The organism is Mycobacterium sp. ACS4331, assembly GCF_001667265.1.
GTDB lineage: Bacteria > Actinomycetota > Actinomycetes > Mycobacteriales > Mycobacteriaceae > Mycobacterium.
Genome location: NZ_LZHW01000006.1, coordinates 41963 through 62958, shown reverse-complemented (window position 1 = coordinate 62958; position 20996 = coordinate 41963). Strand labels below are relative to the sequence as shown.

Genomic DNA, 20996 nt, shown 5'->3' with positions numbered 1-20996 from the left:
TGATCTGGCGTGTCGGCTTCTTTTCAAATGTCAAAGTACGGCTCCTGAAGTGGGTTCGGGGGCGGGCAGGCTGGCCAGCAGCTGCTGGGTGTAGGGGTCCTGTGGTGCGTCGAAAATGTCCTCGGCCGTGCCGGATTCGACGACGCGGCCCTCCCGCATCACCAGCACACGGTCGGCGACATGGTGGATGACGCCCAGGTCATGGGAAATGAACAGGTAGCTCAGACCTAGCTGGTCCTGCAGGTCGGTCAGCAGATCCAGCACCTGCGCCTGGATCGTGACGTCGAGCGCCGAGACGGGTTCGTCGCACACGATCAACGACGGCTCCGGCGCCAGCGCGCGGGCGATCGCCACCCGCTGACGCTGCCCACCCGAGAGCAGCAGCGGCCGACGGTCCAGATGCTCGGAACCCAGGCCGACGTCGTCGAGCAGTTCTCTGGCGCGCTGGTCGCGGGCCTTGGCGTCGGAGTACTCGGCGGGCAGCGCGTCGGTGAGGATGCGCCGCACGCTCCAGCGGGGGTCGAACGAGCTCAGCGGATCCTGGTACACCACCGAGATGCGACGCCGCCGGCTGCGACGCTCCGTCTCGGTGAGCTCACTCCACGGCTCGCCCAGCAGGTGCACCGTGCCCTCGTCGGGCTGGGTGAGTGCCAGCGCCATCCGGGCCGTGGTGGTCTTACCCGAACCGGATTCGCCGACGATGCCCAGGGTTTCGCCGACACCGATCTCGAAGGAGACGTCGTGCACGGCGGTGCGTTCGACACCGTCGGGCCCACGGAAGCGCTTGACGAGGTTGCGGGCCTGCAGCAGCACGCCCTCATCGGTGTGCCGCGTGCCGTGCACCGCGCGCGCCGGTTGCTGTGAGAGCCGAGTGCCCTTGCGGTGCGCGGCAGGGACCGCGTCCAGCAGTGCCTGCGTGTACGGGTGCGACGGTGCGGCCAGCACCTCGTCGACCGAGCCCTGCTCCACCAGCACGCCGTTGCGCATGACCGCGACCCGGTCGGCCAGGCGACTCACCACCGCGAGGTCGTGGCTGATCAGCACGAGGCCCGTGCCCGTGTCCTTCATCGCGGCGAGCAGATCCAGGATCTGCGCCTGGACCGTGACATCGAGGGCCGTGGTGGGTTCGTCGGCGATCACCAGCGACGGGTCCAGCGCGATCGCCGAGGCGATCAGGGCGCGTTGGCGCTGCCCACCGGAGAGTTCGCCCGGCAGTTGGCGGGCCTTGAGTTCGGGCTCGGGAACGCCGACGGCTTCGAGCAGTTCCAGCACTTTGCGCTGCCGGGCTGATTTGTTGCCGTACTTGTGCAGGCGCAGGGTTTCGGCGACCTCGTCGCCGACCCTGCGCAGCGGGTCCAGTGACACCAGGGCGTCCTGTAGGACGAAGCCGACCTCGCGGCCGCGGATGCGCCGCCAGTCCCGATCTCTGTTGCCCAGCAGGGACTTTCCATTGAGATCGAGGGCAGTGGCCTTGACCGTGGCGGTGGGTCCGGCCAGGCCCAGGATGGTGCGGGCCGTGACGCTCTTGCCGGAGCCGGATTCGCCGACGATGGCGAAGCATTCACCGGGTTCGACGTGGAAGGACAGGCCCCGGACGACGTCGCGGTCGCCGAAGGAGACCGTCAGGTCCTCGACGTTCAGCAGCTCGGTCATTGCAGTCGTCCTTCGAGTCGCTGCTGCAGGTGGCGGCCGACGACGGTGACGGCCAGCGTGCAGCCGACGATCGCCAGGCCGGGGAACAGCTCGAGCCACCAGGCCGTGGAGACGAAGTCCCGGCCGGCATTGAGCATCGCGCCCCACTCGGGGGCGGGCGGCGCGACGCCCAGGCCCAGGAAGCTCAGCGACGACGCCCAGACGATGGACTGGCCGATGCCCATGGTGCCCAGCACCACCAGCGGGCGCATGGCGTTGGGGAACACGTGCTGCCGGATGATCTTTCCGCTGGAGTGCCCGAGAGCCGTTGCGGCGTGGACGTATCCGGAGTCCTTGACTGCGATGACCTGCCCGCGGACCATGCGGGCGTACCCGACGGCCGAGCCGATCGCGACCGCGAGGATTTGCGTGACGACGCCGGGGCCGAACATCGCGATGAACAGCAGCGCCAGCAGCAGACCCGGAATCGACAGCACCACTTCGATGAACCGGCTGATGGCGCCGTCGGCGAACCGGCCGCCCAGGCCCGCGCCGAACCCGAGGATGATCGCGGCGAGCAGGGCCAGGGCCGTCGCACCCACGCCAATGGCCAGTGAGCTCTGGGTGCCGTAGACCACGCGGGTGAAGATGTCGCGGCCCGAGGCGTCGGTGCCGAACCAGTGCTCAGGAGATGGTGGCCGCAGCGGGGTTTCGATGTCGGTCTCGTACGGCGTGCCGCTGGTGAACGCGCCCGGGGCAATGGCCCAGGCCAGCATCAGCGCCAGGTACGCCGAGGCCAGGATCGCCGCGGGCCGGAACCTGCGCTTCTTTGCGGCGGTGGTGCTGGTGGTGGGGGACAGGGTGATGCTCACCGGGCCCTCCGCAGCCGCGGGTCGACGCGGACGAAGCCGATGTCGACCAGCAGGTTGGCCAGCACGTAGACCGCGGCGACGAACAGCGTCACCCCGATCACCACGGGCATGTCCTTGCTGGTGACGGCGTCGACCAGGACACGGCCAAGGCCGGGGCGGACGAACACCGACTCAACGATCACCGCCGTCGAGAACAGTGACCCCAGTGCCCATCCCGACAGGGTCAGCCCCGGCAGGATCGCGTGGCGCAGGGCGTGGCGCCAGCGCACTCCCCAGTCGCTCATGCCGCGGGCGCGCGCGGAGACCGCGAACGGTTGCTCCATGGCCGAGGAGAACTCGTCGCGGGTGACCTGACCCAGGTAGCCGGCCAGCGGCAGCGCCAACGTCAATGCTGGCAGGATCAGGCCGACCGGGCCGTCGTCGCCGACGACCGGCAGCAGCCGCAGTTGGATCGCGAAGACCACCAGAAGCACGATGCCCAGCCAGTATTGGGGAAGCGAGGCCAGGAAGATCTCGATGCCCGAGCCGATGCTGGACAGCCAGCGGCTCCGGTGCGCGGTCAGCAGCGTGACCGTCACGGCGACCACCCAGGCGCCGACGAGCGAGACGAGGGTCAGCGTCAGCGTCGGGCCGAGGTGATGTCCGATGATGTCGGCGACGGGCTGCTTGAGGATGTAGGACGTGCCGAGGTCACCGCGCAGCAGCCCGCCCAGGAAGCGCAGGTACTGCACGATCGCGGGGTCGTTGAAACCGTACTGCTCGTTGATCGCGGCCAACTGCTCCGGGGTGGGGCGCGAGCCCGCGCCGCCGAGGATGGTCTGCGCCCGGTCGCCCGGCATCGGGAGTTCGGCGATGAAGGTCAATGTGGCTGCGCCCCAGAGCACGCCGAGGACGCCGGCGATGCGGACGAGCACCCGACGCACCCCGGCAGGGGTGCGGCGGGCGGCAGGTGCTGCCAGGGTCACGGGGCCAGCCAGGCGTCGTGCAGGACGGGTTCGCCCTCGGACGGTTCGATCCAGACGTCCTTGAGCTTCTTCTTCGCGACCAGGCGGGTGACCACCGGGTACAGGCCCAGGTGGTAGGCCTGCTCAGCGACGATGTCCTGCGTTTCGCCGTAAAGGCGCTGCTGCTCAGCGGGATCCGTGGTGGCGGCGGCCTTTCTGACGAGGTCATCGATCTTCGGGTTCTGCACCCAGCTCATGTTGTTGCCGGGGGCGGCCTTGAGCGAGTCGGTCGAGTAGACGATCGACAGCACCGCTGGGGTGGGGCTGTTCCAGTAGGCGCCGGTCAGGCCGTCGTAGGCGTCCTTGTCGCTGAACGCCGCGAAGTACTGATCCTGCGGCAGCGGCTTGAGGACGACGTCGAAGCCGATCTCCTTCTCCGCGGCCTGAATGTTCTGGAACAGCGTCACATCCGCGGGCGGGGTGTCGCCGGTGTCGGCCGAGTACACCAGTTCTGCCGTGAGGCGCTTGCCGTCCTTGGTGCGGTAGCCGTCTCCGTCACGCGCGGTCCAACCGGCCTCGTCGAGCAGCGTGTTGGCCTTGTCCTTGTCGTATTCGTAGAAGCCGCGCAGATCCTTGTTGAAGTGCGGTGTGGTCGACGAGATCGGGCCCGGTTCCCATTCATAGACATTGAGGTAGGCGCTCTTGACGGCGGCCTCGGCGTTGGCGCCGTGGATGAAGGCCTGGCGCACTTTCGTGTCGTCGAAGGGGGCGCGAGTGGTGTTGAGCGCGATGCCGTTCGGCAGGCCCGTGTGGGTGAACTCCTGGGTGGCCAGATTGGGGTCGGCCTTCAGTGCGGCGACCTGCTGAGGCGGCGGGTTGAAGATGATGTCGGCGTCGCGGCCCTGCACCGCGGCGGCGCGCACCGAGCCGTCCTCAATGAACTTCCAGGTGATCTTCTCCAGGTAGGCCGGGCCCTGGTGCTTGGCGTCCTGCGGGGCGGAGTTGTAGTCCGGGTTGCGTTCGAGTTCGACGCTCTGGCCGCGGTTCCAGGCCTTGACGATGAACGGTCCGGTGCCGACCGGTGACTGGCAGTTCTCCTCGAGACCGCGGGCCATGGCCTCAGGCGACTCGATGCCGAAGAACGCCTGCGACAGGACCGGCAGCAGAGCCGAATACGGGGTCTTGAGCTTGAGCTCGAAGGTGTTGGCGTCCAGTGCCTTTGAGGACTCGTAGTAGGGCTTGAGGTAGCCGGCGTCGGTGGCCGACTCGGTGGCCGGGTCGAGGATCTGCACGAAGTTGGCGTGCACGGCCTCGGCGTCCAGCGGGGTGCCGTCGTGGAACTTCACGCCTTCCTTGATGTTGAAGGTGTAGGTCAGGCCGTCGGGGGAGACCTCCCACGAGTCGGCCAGCCAGGGGACGACGGAGCCGTCGGGGCGCTCGGAGACCAGGCTGTCGAGGTACTGGCGCGCGACGTAGGTCTGCGGCATGTCACCGAAGTTGTGCGGATCCAGGCAGGTGGGTTCGCGGTCGGTGGCGTAGACGATGGAGCCGCCGACGACGGGGGTGCCGTCGGTCGTGTCGCTGGCGGTGTCGCTGCTGCTGCCGCAGCCGGCCAGCAGCAGGGCGGCCGCGAGGGCACTCGGTACGGCACGACGATACGAACTGTTCACTGAGTGGATCTTTCGGGTCAGGTGACTCGCCTGTGTCGGGGAGTCGTGCGGTGTTCTTGCGGGCCTTCGGGTGCGTCTGGTGCTGCTCTCGGTGTTTCAGCAGTGCGTTCGGCACGTCGGGACGACCCGCTGTAGTTGGGGACCGCGCAAGCCTTGCGTAAGGAGGGTTACGGGGCGAGGGATTGGATCGGGGGGATTTTTTGTGGAGGTGCTCTACGGCAATCTCGCCTGATCGGCCGTGTGACCTCCGAGTCCTGGGTAAGAATCGCCGGGACTTGATCAATTCACGGGAGGGACGGGGATGGCGCCACGCCTGACGACGGAGGAGAAGATTCAGCGGCTGGTCGCGAAATGCCGTGACCGCGTTGAGGCTGCACAGCCACCCCCACAGTCGTTGTCCCACACTTCGGACAGCAGGTTGGGCAGTCTTGCCCGAGAGGCCGGCTACGAGCGCCTGTCATCGCAGTTCTGCGAGAAGCTCGGCGACCTGCTTCGTGACGCCGGGGTGGGAACACACCCCGATCTGACCGACCCGATGAACACCCGCGACACCCGAATTCACTTCTACGATCTCGAACATCCGCTGCCCGGGCATCCAGCCGACTCGAGTGCTTTTTCCGACCGAGTTCGGACTCTCCGATTTCTTGGAACGGAACTTCGCCGCCCTGTCGTACGTGCGCAAGAATGGGTTGAGGTTGCGGGGCCGTGAGGTTCGGATCGCCGCGGGATGCATCGTGGATCTGCTTGCCGAGGACAAGAAGACGCGCGAATTGGTCGGAATCGAACTTAAGCACGCGGCACCCGATCAAGGCATCGTCGCCCAGTCGACGAAATACATGGACGCGCTGCGCGCACAGGCCGAGAAGGAGGGCCGGCCCGGAGCCCGGTTGCTCATCGTCACAGGCCAGCCCGATCGCAACCTGCACGCGCAGGCCCAGGAACTGGCCGCGATCCGCGGCGTCCAGATGACTTGGCTGCTGTACCGGGTGTCGGTGGAGTTGAGCGAGGCGCCCTGACCGCGCATCTTGGTCGCGCATTACATTCTCGGTTCCAGCCGTAATGCCGTTGTTTGTCGGCGGTCTGTCCTAAAGTGTCGCGGAAGTCAATTAACGGTTGGGGGACTGTGGGATGTCGTTGTCGGATTGGATGAGTGACGCCGACTACGAGTGGCGGGGGAGATTGCAGCCGATCAACCTCGTCATCGAAGCTGATTTCACCGCCGACGAGGTTCGAGACGCGCAGAGTAAGTACGGTGCGGCTGCTCGGCACATGGTGAACAGGGGTGTGCCGTATTCCAAGATCATCGAGCGGTATCCCGCGTTGACACTGATGATCCTCGTCGGGCATGCATCGCTCGCTTACGACCACGGAGCCTATTGGGAGAGCTTCTGGGAAGAGCTGGGCATTTCGCGCGATGTTGATTTTGAGAACGAGATCAGGCGCCATGTCGTCGATCTTCTCGACAAGTTTGCTCTGGCACGGTTCCCGGATATCGAGAGCGAGAGCACACGCAAGTACGTGATGATGTTCGCGCTGCACGCCGGCATTCCCGTGCACTGCCTGCGGGACCTGTTGATTGTCATCAACGACCACATCACACAGGGCCGGCCGGCAACTGGCGCAGCACTCATGGAATGGCTGCAGGAGCCCGGTAAAGAGCATCGATCTGCCGCGCTCGATGTGCCGGTGCGCAACTTCTTGGTGAATGGCGCTGAATTCGCGGCAGACATCCTGGACCGCATCATCGAGTTCATCGAGGACGCGACCGCGGACCCACAGTTCTTTGATCGAGACCTGGACTCGTCCACGACTGGCCTGCCCACCGTGCTGCTCAATGAGCTCATCGAGCAGTTGAAGGATAAGCCGCTGCATTTCGAGCGCAGAGGTCTTACGGCGGCCAAAGCCTTACGGCCAGCGTTCGCCTACCTCGTCGACGACGACGAGATTGTCCTGACGCTGCCCACCCCGCAGGCGGATGCAGACCTGCCATGGCGAGTGTCGTTCGATGGGCAGGTACGAGACGTTCACGTCGCACGTCGATGGGGTGCTGAGGCCAACACCGCTGTTGCACGTGCACCGGTGCCAGGGCCTATCCGCGAAACGATCATCTCCCACCCTGCGTTTGGCTCTGCGACCTCCCTAGGGCTGGTCGTACAGACAGATCCGTTGCTGACGTTCGACCAGAACGGCCGATGGATCGCCAGGGGCGACGGTTTGAAGGATTCCGTGTGGGCAGTCTTTCCCGACGACCATCAGCTGGTCGATACCGGAACTTCAGAGCCGGTGAGCTATCAGGACAGTGGCTGCCCTGCTGGATGGCTCGGATGGCGTAGCGCATTCGTTGAGCTCGACGACGTCGATGGACTCCAGCTGATGCGGGACGAAACGCGCGTGGGATCATCGCGATGGGTTCGCAAGGACGTGCGCCCACGATTTGAACTGGGTCCCGCAGTCCCAGGTGTGGTCGCCTTGGACGGCCGCACTGTTTACGGCGAACGACCCTGGGTGATCCTCCCAGCAACGCGCACCGACCCTGCGCCCCTCTGGAATGTCCGGGTCCGTCGTCTCGGTGACTCCGAGTGGCTCGTCGATGAGAGATGGCGCAGCGAGGACGTTGACACCTGTGTTGATCCGTTCGACGATGCGGACGAACCCCAACTGGGGCTGTTCGAGATCCTCGTGACAGGACCGATGGGTTCGGACGCCCGCTGCGTCCTGTTCCTTGCCGAAGGACTTGGTGCGGCGTTCGAGCCGGCGATCCGAGTTCCGACGGCTGCCGGACTGACGCTCTGTACGGCTAACGTTGTCGGCGGTGGCCTGGTGGTTTCGCCTTCCGGCTCAAGGGATTTCGGGGCGCGAGACATCGAGGTGAAACTCGAGCTGACCGGTCAGGACACGACCGCTGCGGTGTTGCTCAAACCGCCTCACGTCGAGATCCGAAGTGGCGAAGTCGGCGTTCCCGTGGCGTGGCGAATGACCGCGGACGTGTGCGACCCAGAAGACTTCACGGAGGACCGATTTGTCGCAATCCGCGCACCAGGCGTGGACCGCGTCCAATTCGGCTACTACTCCGAGTTCGGTGACCTTCTGCACGTCGACGCCGTGCCGAGACGGCGTCAAGGCGATGTGTTTGAGGCGCGCACTCAGCAGTTCGCCGACACAGTGCGCAATCATCCTTCCGGCCAAGTGGTTGCGATCTTGTACACCGAGGCCTACCCCGTTGAGGTGACCGTTCTACGCGCCCAGCCGCGCCGGCTCGCCTCAGGTGTGCGCCTCGAAGAGCGGACGTTGCATTTCGCCAATGCTGCGGCAGTGGACGACGTGGCCGTCTATGTGTGGAGCACGACGGCTCCGTGGCGGTCTGCGGAAGTGTTGTCTGTCGTCGACGGGAAGGCGGAACTCCCAGGACATCTCATTGACGCCGGTGAACTCCGTTGCCAATTATTCATTGACGATCCCTGGGTTTTCCTCGAACCACCCGCGGTTCCGCCCGAAACGGCTTTCACCGTGGAGCAGTTGGGGTGGCGCGAGGACGGGACGCCAGCTCAAGTGAAGCTGTCCCGCTACCTCGGCACCGTTCGTCGGGCCCCAGTGGAAATCGGCGCCGTGCCCGAAGTATGGGCCGCGCTGGCGCGACTTCACGCTGACGGAAATTCGGAGCGCTTCGCCGGTCTGATCGCGTTGTTGACAGGCGATCCGAGAAAGGCGTTGGAATGCCTCGGGGACAGCACGATCCCCGCGGGAGAGAAGATGGCCATGCTGATTCGCAGTGAACTCGTCAATCACAATTTCTCCACGGAAGAAACCCTGAACGAACTCCACTGGCATCCGTGGGTCGGCTGCATGGTCGAACTCGCAGACCTCCGTTCGCTGTTCATCCGCAGGAACGAGGTGGCAGCCGAACGTTCTGAAACCCTTGCGTATCTGAGGGAGCGAGGCGGCGCGGTTTTGATTGAGCTGTTGCAGACCGGGAGAACCACACGGTCCCGGGAGGCGAGTTTCGACTCACGCGTGTTGGAAATGAGCGTCGTGCCAGTGAATCGGGTTGAAGCCAAGCTGAAAGAGATTCAGCAGGTGCCACGCGCACAGCTGGATTCCGACAGCCTGCGTGTGGGTGTGTACGAAGCGTTATGCAGGCGTACCGAATGGATGTCCTCCGGCTGGTCACCCAACTTCGCTAAGCAGACGGCCCTGGTGGTGAACCCGATCAAACACGCGTCACTGCGCGCACACGAGGCGATCACGCTTCGCATCGACCGACTGCAAGGAATCGACTTGTCGGAGCGACCTTGGATGTTGATGTCCGTGGAATCACTGACGCTGGCGTTCCTCGCCCGGCTTGAGGCACACCGACGCATCGAGGGCCGCTATCTGAATTCCGGGCTACTGGGGGACTGGGCGCGGTTGGCTCAACTGTGCCCGACGATGGTGGCCAACGACCTGCTCATCGCTGAGGCCGTGGTGCTGTATCAACGCCACGGGGATCTGACTGGAGAGGACAAATGATCGATCGGCTCGACCCGCTGGAGACTGCGAAGGAGATCGAGGGGAGTTACAAGCGTTACCTGAAGACGCTCCTCGCTCCCCGCGACGAGCGGTTGGCCGCAGCCTTCGACGCCGAGATCGACCAGAGCTCTCTGCTCACCAAGGGGCCGATCCTGGAGATGACGCCCCCCTATGAGACTGCTGGAACGTGCCGCCAGCTCATTGACGAGGGAGTGCTTCATCCCGACTTCGCACGCATCGACAGCCCGTCGTTCTCCATCGACCGGCCGTTGTACGTCCACCAGGAGACGGCGGTCCGCAAATTCGTCACCGGACGCAATCTGGTGGTGAGCACCGGTACCGGATCGGGAAAGACAGAGAGCTTCCTCATCCCGATCATCAACGCGCTCCTTGAAGAGTCCGCCCGAGGAGCGCTCGGGCCGGGGGTCCGCGCCCTGTTGCTTTACCCGATGAATGCCCTGGCGAACGACCAGCTGAAACGCCTGCGAGAAGTGTTGTCCGCGTTGCCGGAAATCACCTTCGGCCGCTACACCGGCGAGACGCTCGATGACGCCCGCAACGCCGAGATCGACTTTCTGCAGAGCAACCCGGGGTCGGTGCGGTTGCCCAACGAACTGTTGAGCCGTGACGAGATGCGCAGCTCTCCACCGCATCTGCTGCTCACCAACTACGCCATGCTGGAATACCTGCTCCTGCGCCCAAAGGATATGGACCTGTTCGACGGTCCGCATTCGGGTACCTGGCGCTTCATCGTGATGGACGAGGCGCACGTGTACGACGGCGCTCAAGGATCCGAGGTCGCGCTGCTGATCCGGCGGTTGAAACAGCGGGTGGCTCCCAAGTCCACACTGCAGTGCATCGCCACCTCCGCCTCGCTCACTGGCTCAGTGCGCAACGACCCGTGTAGTGAGGCGATGGAGTTCGCGTCGAACCTCTTCGACGCGACCTTCGAGTATGTCGAGGGCGACGCGCAGCGACAGGACCTTGTCGAGCCGGTACGGAAGCAGCACACGCCGACCGCCACGTGGGAGTTGACCGGTGAGCAACTGATGGCCTTGAGGGAGGAGAAGCTCGACCTCAGTGATGTGATTCCTCCGACGGTTGAACCATTTCAGGCTCTGTCCCAAGAACGTTCGATGGTGGAGCTCAAGGAAGCCCTCAGTTCTGGTCCGATCGACGTCCGTCGGCTCCGTGACCTGTTGTGGCCCGGTGACGAGCAGTCTGCCGAAAAGCTCGACGCTTTGGTCGATCTGGGCAGCCGCACCCATGACGCCGCTGACTATCCGGTGCTGTCTGCTCGCTACCACCTGTTCGTTCGCGCCACCGAGGGAGCCTTCGTCAGCTTCAACGACGACGGTCCAAGCATTTTCCTGGGGCGGCACGAAGTGGACCCGAAGACTGGCAGTGCAGTGTTCGAGTTCGGAACCTGCAGCCGATGCGGTGCGGTGCACTTGGCCGGTGACCTGGAGCACCGGGAGGGCAAGGAGTATTTCGTTCCCTCGAAGGCGGCGGACCGGTCGGTGAACTGGCTCGTTCTCACCGATGACCTCAGTGATGTCGTCGTTGACGAGGACGAGCTCACGTTGGGAGACGACGAGCCGAAGTCGTCCACCGTGGATCCGACGATGCGGGCACTGTGCATCGGATGCGGCCTGTTGGCCGATGCAGGATGCACGACGTGCCCGGCATGCGGGCGGGCCGAAACGCTGTTGGTGAGGGAGCATCCCCGCGCGAAGCGGGTGATGACGCGGTGCACCGAGTGCGGAACCCAGTCGCGGCAGGGTATTCGCCGCCTCCGCACCGATGTGAATGCTGCACCGGCAGTGGTCACGACGGCTCTGTACCAGCAGTTGCCTGAGGCGTCGGGCGCTGCCGCGGACCAGGTCGGCGGAGGCCGCAAGCTCCTGATGTTCTCGGACTCACGGCAGGCAGCGGCGTTCGCGGCGCCCTATCTGGACCGCACATACTCCCGCATGCTCGAGCGTCGATACATCACTGAGGCGCTGCGTGATCCGGCGGTGGCCCGCGGCGAGATGACAGTCGGCGATCTCGCCATCTTGACCCGCGAGAAGGCCGAAGCCGCCAGTCACTTCCCGCGGGGGACAGGCCAGATCGAGATCACCCAGGAAATCAACCAGTGGATCTCCGGTGAGTTCATGACCCTGGAGACGCGGCAGTCCCTCGAAGGGCTCGGTCTGATGCGGCTGTCTCTTCGGCAGGATGCGCCCATCAGGATGAGCGGCTTCACATCCCTCGGCCTCACAGAGGAGGAGGGGTGGGCTCTTCTGAACGAACTCGTGAAGACGGTTCGGCTGCAGGGTGCCATCAGCGTGCTCGATCGCGTGAACGTCAAAGACGAGCGATTCGCCCCACGGAACACACGTGTGAGGATGCGTTCCACCGGCTCGGACAGGGCGAAACAGGTGATCAGTTGGAGTCCCAGCGGGACTGGGACGACGAACAGTCGCATCACCTTTGTGCGGAAGGTACTTGCCGCTCTGTCGAACAGCACTCCGGCCGAGCGCGTTCTTGAGGGATGTTGGAAGCTCCTTGAGACTGGCGGGTACCTGGTGGCGGAATCTGACCGTGTTCTCGGGCAGCTCTATCAGCTCGACCACAACAAGCTCTCGGTGACCAACGGCGTCAACTGCCAGTGGTACCAGTGCGGCACCTGCCGTCTGTTGACGGCGTTCTCGGTGACGGGTGTTTGCCCGAACAGTCGGTGCACAGGCCGTCTCGAATCATTCGAGCTGCCCGCCCCTGATACAGACGCGAACCACTACCGTGCCGTGTATCAGACGATGAAGACTGCGCCGTTGACAGCGCGTGAGCACACCGCGCAGTGGAAAGCCAAGGAGGCCGCTGCCATTCAGCGGGAATTCATCAACGGCGCAGTCAATGTGTTGTCTTGCTCGACAACCTTCGAACTCGGCGTCGATGTCGGTGACCTGCAGTCCGTGGTGATGCGCAACATGCCGCCCAAGACTGCCAACTATGTGCAGCGAGCTGGGCGAGCCGGCCGTCGTGCTGCCTCGGCCGCGTTGGTGGTCACCTACGCCAACCGCTCGGCCCATGATCTGGCCCAATACCAGGAGCCGATCGCGATGATCGCAGGGCGGATGAGGATTCCCTGGGTGCCTGTCGAGAACGCCCGCATCGCACGCCGGCATGCTCATTCGATTGCTTTGGCGTCCTACTTCAGGCACTGCTACGAGAACCGCAACGAGCGATGGACGAGAGTGGGAGAGTTTTTCGCGCCTGCTGCCGACGGGGGCCCATCAGCAGCAGGACGGGTGCGGGACTATTTGAACCCGGCACCGACGACCGTCACGGAAGCACTGCGTGAGGCACTTCCTCCCGCCGTCCAGGATGAGATTGACGTGGCTGGTGCCAGTTGGGTGAGTCAGCTGGTTGAGCTGCTGGAGAAGTCGGAGCAGCAGGTGCGCAACGACGTCAACGAACTCGAACTGCGGATCGACGAGTTGGTCAAAGCACGCAAGTTCGGATTGGCCAAGCGCTTCGAAGACACCAAGAACACCGTCACAGGGCGGAACCTCATCGGCTTCCTGGCCAATCGCAACATTCTGCCGAAATACGGATTCCCGGTCGACACTGTCGGGTTGAGCACCCTGTTCTCTGCCGATGCGGTGGGCAGCAAACTGGAACTCGACCGGGACCTCAGCCTGGCGATCTTCGATTACGCCCCAGGAAATGAGGTCGTAGCCGGTGGAAAGGTCTGGAGGTCCGCTGGTTTGAAGAAGCGTCCTGGCAAGGAGCTCGAGCGGAAGAGGTACCGGATCTGCCCAACATGCAACCGTTTCGAGTATGGCGGCACCTTCACTGAGGGGGACCCATGCCCGAGCTGCGGTGAGGGGTTCAAGCCCAGCAGGACCCTCATCATCCCAGAGTTCGGGTTCATCGCCGCGCCACAACCGTCGGATGTCGGCACCGCACCACCGGAACGACGCTGGCACGGCGGCAGCTATGTCGAAACACATGGTGATGAGGTGGCTCAGTACCACTGGTCCTCGCCCAGCGGGCTGAGGGTCAAGGCGCGAGCCGGTGTTCGCGCCTGGCTGGCTGCCGTGTCGGACGGGGCCGGGGACGGCTTCCAGATGTGTCAGTGGTGCGGCTGGGCGACGGGCGTGGTGCGCGGAAAGCGAGCCAAGAAGCACGAGCGGCCGGACAACGGGAAGGACTGCACTGGGCCGCTGGAGACGATTGCGCTGGGCCACCGATACCAGTCCGACGTCGCCGAATTCACCTTCGACGGCGTCCCCTACTCCAAGGACCACGAGGCGAATTGGGTCTCTGCGCTCTACGCGATCTTGGAAGGCGCTTCGTACGCGCTGGAGATCAGCCGAGACGACATCGACGGAGCGTTGTCCTGGAGTCCTGACCACCGGCGCAGCATCGTCTTGTTCGACACGGTCCCCGGTGGTGCGGGTTCCGCGAAACGGATCGCGGAGAACATCGCCGTGGTCCTGGGGGCCGCCGTCAAGCGGGTGACGAACTGCGACTGCGGTGAGGAGACCTCATGCTACGGATGCCTGCGCACCTATCGCAACGGGCGTGTGCATGAACAGCTTTCGAGGCGAGCCGCCTTGAACCTGCTTGGTGCATGACGTGACATGAGGCCGAACGGCCGTCCCCACCAATACGAGAAAGACAACACCCTCAGTATGAATCTGCCGTCTGTGCGTTCAATCCGAAATGGCCTCGAACAGGTACCCGGAGCTCTTCGCCTTGAACCCTCTCCCGAGGATGCCGGGACGGGGGACAACCCGGGACTTCCGATACCGATATCGGATCCTGACCGGCGTATGCACATGTCAGACAGTTACGAAGCCATGCTGGACGACCCTGCGGAGGACGGTGTGGTCGACGAACCGCCGGTCGCCTTCGAAGTTCCACCTGACACCACCGACGACGACCTCAGGAATGTGCTGGGCGAGCAGAGGATGAGTAAGCTCCAACAGCTCCACCAGATCCGTGGGATTGACGCGCTGGGTTGGTATCTGACGTTCCACCAGCTCCATAGCCAGTACGGGATCGGTATTCCGATCGAAGGAGTCGGATGGCTCGCAGTGCAGTGTTTCGGTGGATTGAATCTTCCTTCGAACGGAAGTTGGAGCTCGCGTTTCACGCCATCCTTCGCCATGAGCTGTTCCACTTCGAAGTTGACTGCATGGTCGCCAACTGGGAGTTGGCGACCGGCGTCGAGGTGTACTGGCAGTCAAGGAAGTACCGAAATTCCAACGGCTACGTGGAGCTTGAGGAGGGTCTGGCCAACGCGTACATGCTGCGGGGATTCAGGCATCCGACCCGGCTGCTGTCGAACGCGTCCGGTGCGTACGCAGCTCTCCGCGATTTCTGCACCAACAGGCAGCCCGCCGGCTACAACGACGGGCCGGAATTCGCCAAGTCGCGTGATGCGTACCTGGAGCAGTGCAGAAGACTGTCCGACGATTATCACCAAGCATCGTCGGCTACCTGGAAGGCCCCCCACGCGCTCGAAAGGCTTACCTTCTACCCGGGGCCCACCAGGATCGACTGGACTCGTTGCCCCATCACGATCTATGACCCGACCGGGCTACTGCAAGAACTTGGCATTCGCCCTTCGTATTTCCAGATAGTCGACGACATTGAAGAGACGGAGAAGTTCCAACGCACCGTTCGGAGGTTGGATCGCAGCATCCAGTCCCGATGGGAATCGACCAAGTATCAGTTGGCCCGGTCGACATCCCTGAAGAGTCTCGACTTCAAGCAGTGGCCGAAGGAAGGACGCGACTACTATTCCGTTCGAGTAGGCAGGAACTTCCGTGCGCATCTGCGGCGCGATCGGGAGGAAGCACGGTGGCTCGCCGAGGCGATTGGGAACCATAAGGACATGGGGCACGATTAGCCAGTCGTGGGGACATATCCAAACTGCTCCAGCCGGCGGCGCGCCACGGCAATCTCCTCCTCACCGAAGAGAGCCGAGAATTTGGGATCCCCCACCACCGCCTCCACAGTGAGGTCGAGTCGCCCGCGTTCCCAGAGCTCTGCAAACCCGTCGGAAATGGCGGGCGACCCGAGGAGTCGGTGTGCAGTCTCCAGCGGACCAAACTGTGCCAGCATGCTGAGGTAGTAGCTTGCGGTGTAATTGGCTTCAGTTCGGCCGCGGTCGTAGACATCTTTCATGCGCTGCGCGAACTCCGTGTGCAGGCCCGTTTCAGGGCTCTCGGTCTCATTGACGACCTGCACCGGCTGATCGCCCGCAGCAAGGATTCCCTCGTTCTCGACGAAGCCCAGCAGTGCATCCACCGAGGTGAATACCTGATACCCGAGTTCTTCCAACCGCGGTAGGTCGGCGTCCTCGGGATCGAGTTCAAGCACCACCGGTGAGCCGACTCCAGGTTGTAGGCCTTCGGGCCAAAATGCCTCGGCGACAGCAAGTTCTGCACCACTGATCGGATCGGGGATTTCTGTATCCACGATCGGGGATGCAAAGCCGCGGCTTTCAAGCTCAGTGATCAGGGCCCGTACCTGCACACCGCGGGGGTCGTCGATGACTTCGTCTGCGACCTGCAGACGTTCCAGAACCACGGCGTCGTGTGACCCCTCGGGATTGCGCAGGCTTTCCAGGAATGCCTGCGCCGACGCGGCCAACAGTTCGCGGCGAGCAGCTAGGAAGTCCTTATACCGCTCGACCTGCCACAGGTCGGGATCCGTCGGAATCCACTGCGACTCGAGCGCACCAGGATGCTTGGCCTGTACTTCCGGTAGGTATTCGGCCGGATCGCGCATTCCGATCTTGATGTTGGTGTCTTGTGTGAGGAAGCAGAAGTTCGCGATCGCATTGATCTCGTTGCGGTCGAACCCGTGCTTGCGCAACAACGCTTTAGGGAAAATGTGATGCACCTGCAGCGAGGTCAGCTTGCCCAGCAGCTCGGCGCGCAGTTCCAATCCGCTACCGAAATCACGCGCACCGTCGACACGAGTGAGCAGGTACAGCAGGGGATAGAACCGTGACCCGCGGGTCGAGCCGGAGAAGTCATCGGGGCCCACCGCCAGGTGGCCGCCGCGGACGCGTTCCAGCGTGGAGATCAGCGCGTCCACCCCGCCACGTTCGACGGCGTCGTAGTCCTGTTGTAGGTAGGTTTCCGTCGAGCCGCTGAATCGGCCCCACAGTGCCGAATGCACATACCAGTACAAGACCTTGTCGCGGTGCGCGCTGTCGGTGAATCCGCCGCCATTAAACTGAAGCAGTCGGGTGATGACAGGAGTGGCATAGCGGCCCATGAGAACCCGGTCGTGGTCGAGGCCGAGGCGACCGGATGCAGCGTCGAGGAACGTGCCGATGTGGCTCACCGACTTTCCCAGCGCCGACTCGAACTCAACGGCTGACACGTCGGTCAACGAGGAGAACAGCGCCCGGCCGGTGGCAACCGCCGTCGCATTGCGCAGCAACCAGTCCAAAGAGAACCGGAAGCCGGCCTTCTTCCACCGATCCAGGCTGTCCCGCAGCTCCTTGCGGGCGTCCGGCCACTCCGCACAGAGTTTCGCCAACGCGAGATCGCCCTTGGACAGTTTGGTGCCGCCGGAGTTGACCTTGTTGAAGATGTCGACGACTTCCTCGACCGTCTTACCCGCCCCGGTGATCTTCTCTGAGTTGAAGTTGCGGTTCTCGATCTCCTTGATCCGGTTCAGGCGCTCAAGGTAAGTATTGAGCACCTCGCGTTCGACATCGGGGAATGCGGTCAGGTACTCGAAGGGGCCTTTGCGGAAGAGCTCGGTGACGTTGACCCAGGTCGGGTCGCCGGCCATCTTCGTCGGCGCGTAGAACTCGAAGGACTCGGTTTCCACATTGAAGTGCAACCCGGTGAACGCATTCTTGTCGCCCTCGAAGAATGGCGGTGGCGCACCGCGGACGACGCCATACATCGACGTGACCCGCTGCTGGCCATCGAGGAGAAGCTGCCGGGTGCCGCTGCCGCCGGTAGCACCGCGCACCGTGATGTCGTCCGAGGTCGTTTCCCACACCAGCAACCCGCCGACGGGGTAGCCGCGGTACAGCGAGCGCATGAGACCGCGGACCTGGTCGCGGTTCCAAACGTAGCCGCGTTGGAATTCCGGGAGAAGTACTACGCCGGAGTCGATTTCGTCGAGCAGCGTCGAGAGTCGGGTCATGCGGGCACTCCTGTTCAGTTCTTGTCGAGGGCAGTCAGAAACGGACTGGGCTCACCGTGCCAGGTGACGAGCAACTCCTCGCGGGCCCGGGTGCAGGCCACGAAGAGTAGGCAGCGTTCCCGTTCCAGGTCTAGTTGATGGGTTTGCCGGTCATCCGATATCGGCGTGACGGCGTTGACGGCGGGGACGAGCTTGTCGCCGACACCGGCGACGACCATGCAGCGGAACTCCAGGCCCTTCACGCGGTGCATCGTCCCCACCCGAACCGCGTCGTCGTCATCGGAGGCCTTGGCCAGGTCGATGGCGTCCACACCGGCCTTGCGCAGCGCGCTTTCGATCTTGGAGGTCAGCCATTTGGAGCGCACGGCGATTCCGATCTCCGATGGTGCGACGCCGCCGTCGACCCAGTCTCGGACCCTGGTGGCGATGAACTGCGCTTCGGCGTCTGCACTCGGATTGCCGCTCAGTGCCGGCGCGAGTCCGTGCACATAGGACTTGCAGCCGGCGATCGAGTCCAAACCGCCTTCCATGTCGTCGATCGGTTCGCCGCGCAGCAGGCCCAGGCTCCACCCGAGAATCTCGGCGGTCGTGCGGTAGTTGATGTTCAGGCGTGAGGACCGGCCGGCGATGTTGATGCCGACCTCGCGGAGACTGACCCGGTTGTCGTAGATGCGTTGGTGGGTGTCCCCGGCGATGAAGATGTCGTCGGGAGCTTCGGCGACGGCTGCGCGCAGCAGCCGCCACTGGTCGGGACTGAGGTCCTGGGCTTCGTCGATGATGACGTGGCGGAACGGTTTTTCTGACGATTCCTCGAGCAGTCTGGTCGCCTCTCGCCGGATGGTCTCATGCGTCCAGACGCCCTGTTGGGTCAGTGTCTGCTCGAACTCCCAGATCGCCTGCCACACCTGAGCTCGTTGGGCCGGTCCGAGGGCGCGGCCGCGGCCGGTCCGCTTGGCAGCCAGATATTCGTCCGCGGTGCTGATGCGCCGGGCCAGCACCACCTGTCGCCATTCCTCGGACAAAAACACCGGGGTGAAACTGAGTCCGAGTTCGCCGATCAGCCCGGCCCACAGCGCCTTCTCGTCCTCGGCGCCGAGCAGGTGCGGTGCGCCGTGGACCTTGCGGAAGACACGATGCGCGATCCGGTCGACGTGCGACACCGCGATCCGCGCCTCGGCGTTTTCATCATCGATGAGCATGTCCAGGCCGGTTTGCAGAGTTTCGGACAGTGTCGAGGTGAAGGTGGTGACCAGGACCTTGCCGTCGCCGCGTTTGGCGAGCATGTGCGCGCGGTGCAGGGCGACGACGGTCTTGCCGGTGCCCGGGCCGCCGGTGACGCGGGCCGGGCCCTTATAGCTGGCGTCGACGACGGCGCGCTGGGTGGGGTGCAGGTACACCCGCCAGGTGGCGAATGGGTAGGCGAAGACGTCCATCAGTTCGTCGGGGCCGGAAACCAGGACGACGCGGCCGTTGCTGCGCAGGATGGCGGCGTCGATGTCCTCAGTGTCGACGGGCTCATTGAGGATCTGCGCACCCAAGTCAGCCCATACCTCTTCCGGGGTGTAACCGGCGGCGAGCCCGAACAGCACATCCCACTGGGTTTCGGGGAGAAAAGATTTCGCGGCATCGAGTTGGGCAGCGTCGGTGACGGTGCGCGCGAAGGCCAGCACTTTGTCATCGATGCCGAGTTTGGTGAGTTCGCCGTCTTTGATGTGGGCGAAGATCGGGGTGCCGGCGCTCTTGGCGGCCTGTTCCATCTCGGGTATCTGGCGGTCGAGTTCGGCTTCGTCGCGGATCTCGATGCCGCCGGTGGCGGAGTTGACGGAGACATTGCTGCGTTGCGCCCAGGCGTACGCGTCGTCGTGGTGCAGCACTTTCAGCAGGGTGTAGACGTCCCCGGTGACGGGAGCGAGCACGATGCCGCGCCACGCCTGGTCGATGCGGATGGAGCGGAACCGCGGGTTGCGGGCGTTGGCGATCTTCTCCAGATGCAGCCCGGTGTGGGTGGCGGCGTCGAACTCATCGAACACCTCGGCAACCCGCTTCGCGACAGGCTTCTCCAGCTTGGCGAGGTCGGTGATGAATCCCTTATCGATGGCAAGTGGCATTCTGCTCTCCCAACCGAACTAAGACTTGCTCTTCGTCGCGTACTGTTTGGCTTTGCACAGCTTGTCGAGTTCTCCTACATGCCAAGCGAATCCGAGCTCCGATTCTTCGTTCAGGCGTCCTGAGTAGATCCCGACGAGCCGCAGACGAGGTAGGAGATCATCGGAGGCGATGTCGGTGAAATGGCGCCTGCGCAGAAACACGGGTGAGCCGGATTGTCCCGGACGGGTGCGAGCATCCACCAAGAAAAGCGGATACTCTTCTCCCTTGTACGGGAAGTAGAGCGTAGGCTCGGACGCTACCGTGCCGCGCATCCATATGGGCCAGAGGAATCCGTGGTCTAGACCGAATGGGAATCCAACGGTGTAGACGTCATCGGTAACCCAAAACCGCGGGTCGGTTCCGTAGGCAGCGTCTTTCGGCTCAAGCGGGAGGAACAGCAATTCGTCTACGGGGAGGTCATCGAGTGGGCGAGCTGCGATATCTATCTGATAGCCGCGGGGGTGTTCGAGCCACAACGGGTTCTCGTCTTCATCGACCAGTTTGAGGCAGAAGTCGACGACGCCGAGGTGGTTGGCGTCCAAGATGTCGGAGTGCGGCTTGGTGCGCAAGGTCATGGTTAGGTGCGTCGGAGTTACAGGAGGTATCAGGTATTCGTTTGTGCGCCAGGCCCGATCTGTGAAGCAGTGCCGGGCCGTCACGAGATAGTTCCTCCCGTCGAAACGATAGAAGAATCCGGTGCCCTGCGTACACGGCCGGACGTCAGGCCGCAGGCTGCCGTCTGCCGGGTTAACAACCTTGTCCGGGTTGACGCCGCCGTCGGGATGCCACAGCATTCTGATTGACACCGAGTGGAAGTACTCGTTCGGGAACTGAATTTTGCACTCAGGAGGGCTTGCGCCAGCTTCGGTCATGACGCGTCGATCCAATCGGGTGGTGCGATATCTTTGCGATCCGGACTGTTCGGGGGAATCGCGACGCCGAACTTGCCGAGTACCTCGGCGAAGCGATAGCGGCCGAGTTCCTTGAGTTGGTCTACACCGTTCACTAGGCCCACGTTGAGGACGAAGTTTGGCATATTGTTCCCTTGCTTG

13 protein-coding genes are annotated in these 20996 nt (G+C 63.7%); 4 read left to right on the top strand and 9 right to left on the bottom strand.

The features are described 5' to 3' along the window. Positions 1 to 30: 30 nt before the first annotated feature. The 4 genes from A5727_RS01180 to A5727_RS01165 are packed head-to-tail and all read right to left on the bottom strand — an operon-like array spanning position 31 to position 5118. A complete protein-coding gene (locus A5727_RS01180) occupies positions 31 to 1653 on the bottom strand; it encodes a dipeptide ABC transporter ATP-binding protein (protein WP_068243135.1) in 1623 nt (540 codons plus the stop codon). Continuing rightward, on the bottom strand, positions 1650 to 2504 hold the full coding sequence (locus A5727_RS01175) for an ABC transporter permease (protein ID WP_231991907.1): 855 nt from the start codon (positions 2502 to 2504) through the stop codon (positions 1650 to 1652). The genes A5727_RS01180 and A5727_RS01175 overlap by 4 nt, the downstream gene beginning before the upstream one ends. Continuing rightward, positions 2501 to 3469, bottom strand: a complete 969-nt coding sequence (locus A5727_RS01170; protein WP_068243132.1) for an ABC transporter permease — start codon at positions 3467 to 3469, stop codon at positions 2501 to 2503. The genes A5727_RS01175 and A5727_RS01170 overlap by 4 nt, the downstream gene beginning before the upstream one ends. Next, entirely contained in the window at positions 3466 to 5118 is a 1653-nt protein-coding gene (locus A5727_RS01165; RefSeq protein WP_082949522.1) for an ABC transporter substrate-binding protein, read from the bottom strand. Before A5727_RS01165 ends, A5727_RS01170 begins: the two co-directional genes overlap by 4 nt. A 608-nt stretch (positions 5119 to 5726) precedes the next feature. On the opposite strand from A5727_RS01165, the gene A5727_RS01160 reads away from it, so the two are divergent. The 3 genes from A5727_RS01160 (at position 5727) to A5727_RS01150 (ending at position 14249) form a co-directional block, all read left to right on the top strand. Beyond that, positions 5727 to 6134, top strand: a complete 408-nt coding sequence (locus A5727_RS01160) for an endonuclease NucS domain-containing protein (RefSeq protein WP_068243126.1) — start codon at positions 5727 to 5729, stop codon at positions 6132 to 6134. A gap of 130 nt (positions 6135 to 6264) precedes the next feature. Then, a complete protein-coding gene (locus A5727_RS01155; RefSeq protein ID WP_231991905.1) occupies positions 6265 to 9624 on the top strand; it encodes a hypothetical protein in 3360 nt (1119 codons plus the stop codon). Continuing rightward, positions 9621 to 14249, top strand: coding sequence for a DEAD/DEAH box helicase family protein (locus A5727_RS01150; protein ID WP_068243120.1), 4629 nt, complete (start codon positions 9621 to 9623; stop codon positions 14247 to 14249). Before A5727_RS01155 ends, A5727_RS01150 begins: the two co-directional genes overlap by 4 nt. A 207-nt stretch (positions 14250 to 14456) precedes the next feature. Here the strand turns inward: A5727_RS01150 and A5727_RS27990 are convergent, their stop codons facing one another. After that, positions 14457 to 14663 carry a hypothetical protein gene (locus A5727_RS27990; protein ID WP_068243117.1) on the bottom strand — a complete coding sequence of 69 codons (207 nt, stop codon included), beginning with the start codon at positions 14661 to 14663 and terminating at the stop codon, positions 14457 to 14459. Positions 14664 to 14701: 38 nt separating this feature from the next. Between A5727_RS27990 and A5727_RS01140 the strand changes: the two genes are divergently transcribed. Continuing rightward, a complete protein-coding gene (locus A5727_RS01140; RefSeq protein ID WP_231991904.1) occupies positions 14702 to 15529 on the top strand; it encodes a hypothetical protein in 828 nt (275 codons plus the stop codon). Here A5727_RS01140 and A5727_RS01135 read toward each other — a convergent pair. From A5727_RS01135 to A5727_RS27745, 4 genes are read right to left on the bottom strand one after another with little or no spacing between them, the layout of a single operon-like run. Next, positions 15526 to 17796 carry a GmrSD restriction endonuclease domain-containing protein gene (locus A5727_RS01135; RefSeq protein WP_068243109.1) on the bottom strand — a complete coding sequence of 757 codons (2271 nt, stop codon included), beginning with the start codon at positions 17794 to 17796 and terminating at the stop codon, positions 15526 to 15528. The two genes, A5727_RS01140 and A5727_RS01135, sit on opposite strands and share 4 nt — an antisense overlap. Before the next feature lie 14 nt (positions 17797 to 17810). Beyond that, on the bottom strand, positions 17811 to 19904 hold the full coding sequence (locus A5727_RS01130) for a UvrD-helicase domain-containing protein (protein ID WP_068243106.1): 2094 nt from the start codon (positions 19902 to 19904) through the stop codon (positions 17811 to 17813). Between the two features lie 18 nt (positions 19905 to 19922). Next, on the bottom strand, positions 19923 to 20816 hold the full coding sequence (locus A5727_RS01125) for a S1 family peptidase (protein ID WP_197507546.1): 894 nt from the start codon (positions 20814 to 20816) through the stop codon (positions 19923 to 19925). Continuing rightward, on the bottom strand, positions 20813 to 20980 hold the full coding sequence (locus tag A5727_RS27745; RefSeq protein ID WP_197507545.1) for a hypothetical protein: 168 nt from the start codon (positions 20978 to 20980) through the stop codon (positions 20813 to 20815). Before A5727_RS27745 ends, A5727_RS01125 begins: the two co-directional genes overlap by 4 nt. Positions 20981 to 20996: the final 16 nt, after the last annotated feature.